Genomic DNA, 2059 nt, shown 5'->3' with positions numbered 1-2059 from the left:
GCTCCGGTCCCGGGCGACGGTAATAATGCTGTAACACCGTGAGGATAGTGTCTTCATTATCGCCGACATTATCCGGCAAGACCCGGCGGTTCGCTAAATGCATCCACCATAAACTGCAACGCTGGTGCCACCGACGCGTGGGGATAGTCCGGCAGCTCGAGGGATTGTTTCTTTTTCTTGATTTCCTCACGGGCCTCCTTGACATGTGCTTGCCAATCCAGGTAGAACGGGTGGGATTGATGTTCCTGACGGAGTTTTTCAAGCCAATCGATAAACCCGGCTACGGATAAATTTTCAATAATCGTTGTATCGTCACGGTAATACGTCCCAAGATCGCTTTTAACGGTCTCCAGAACGTCTTCGTCCAGGACAGCCCCGTAATGAAACAAGGCCAGAAGGTGGGACTGTATGGTATCGAGGGTTGGTTTCTGTAAGAGTCGCTTGGGGGATAATTCCTCTTTCAGGCCGTTCTGCAGTTCCCGGTCCGGGCACTTCTTGCAGATTTGGTCAAATTCAACGACGCCTCCCGGACAACCGGTCAATGGTATATTCCACAGGTTCTGCAAGGTCAGGGCCTTGAATGGAGCAAAGGCCGCCACCAGATCATTGAATATGGCCAATGGCATTGACAGTTGCTCACAATCTCCCATCGTTCTGATAAGGGACCAGCCCCGTTCAGCCAGTATTGCCCCGCTGTGCAAAAGCAGCCGGAGTAACCGGTCAGCGTCTTCCTGAGCCGGTATTTCCTGTTGGCCAGGCAGATTATTGTATCTGTCTGTTTCAGACATCAGGAATATATCAAGCAGAGAAGTCACCGTTCCTTCATGCAAAAAACAGCGGTGAATTGGCAAACCACTCTCTTTTAATGCCAAAAGCTCCGGGTAACTGTAATGACCGGGATTACTCACCAGCTCGATGGCCTGTTGCCATTTATGTTGATCATTCGGCGGGATGGTAAATCCTGAACTCAGTGCCTTTGCTTGCAAAGGCATTGGCAACAATTTCATTATTTTCCTGATTTTGTGCGAAGAGACAAAACTATTCAGGGAGTTCTCAATCATGGCCAGATGCCTGGAGTCCAGTTCATCATCATAACAGACCTCTACAGACCCGGTGAGGCAGCAAAAAACCACCAGTGGCAGCGGTTCAATGCCCAATGCCTGTTCACACTCACGCTTTTGATGCAGGATATCCGAAATATTTTTATAGTTACTACGCTCAACAAAAAAGCATTTAATGTCTGCATTTCTATAATGGGTGACTACGATTTTTGGATGGGGCAGGGGGCCGTAAGGATTAACTGAAACGGTTAAGGAGGCACCGTATTTGCCAGGCTTCAGTTTTGGCAAGCTGAAAATCCCGTCTGCCCCCAAATGTCCGGAGGAACTTTGCCAGGGATAAACTTCCCACCACGCTCGATGTTTTATCTCTTTACATTTTTCATCCAATGATTGCAGATCAGACAGTAGTTTTACGTCCAGTTTATCCGCAGCTGTGCCGTGTTCCGGTCGCCGGGTGTCTGCATCTTTTTTGTAGATATACAGGCACTTTGGATCGACGATGCCTATCCTCCATTTATGTTGATCTGCCGGTTTCTCGCTGGGCATCCCCTGCAAGGCAAGGGTAAAGGATCTTGGCGTGCCATCAAAGTTACTGGCTTCTTCAGCTGATGCAATGTACCGAATCGCCAGGCGCCCACACCTGGCTGCCTGCAGCAGAGCGTTTCGCTCCACTTCTCTGGGGCGGGGTAGCAGCCTGCCCGGTTCGGTGGTTGTCCATTGGCCAGAGGCCGTTACCGACGGGGTGTCAGGATTTGGTTGGCGATGCAGGCAGGATAAACCTTGTATGCCACGAAAAATATTCATGATGACGCTCCGGCAAGCATTGTTATTGACCATTTCCGAAAAGGTGGAAGCTCTTATTGATCAGAGTGACTGACCGGTAAAAAGTTCCGGCAAGACCTGGGTCTGGAAATAACTTCACTATTTTCATTGCCTGACTGGGCTGAGCTTGTCGAAGTTCGGTGGCACGACCCTTCGACAAGCTCAGGGTGAACGGA

Annotated in this window: 1 protein-coding gene; it reads right to left on the bottom strand. The window is 49.8% G+C overall.

The annotated features are described in order from the left end of the window. Window positions 1–68: 68 nt before the first annotated feature. Complete coding sequence (locus KDK14_RS06965) at window positions 69–1865, bottom strand: hypothetical protein (RefSeq protein WP_257264314.1); 1797 nt, start codon at window positions 1863–1865, stop codon at window positions 69–71. Window positions 1866–2059: the final 194 nt, after the last annotated feature.

It is taken from the genome of Endozoicomonas sp. ONNA2 (assembly GCF_024606365.1).
GTDB lineage: Bacteria > Pseudomonadota > Gammaproteobacteria > Pseudomonadales > Endozoicomonadaceae > Endozoicomonas.
Note: the sequence above shows the minus strand (reverse complement) of the source record. Positions and strands in the feature narration are given on the sequence as shown.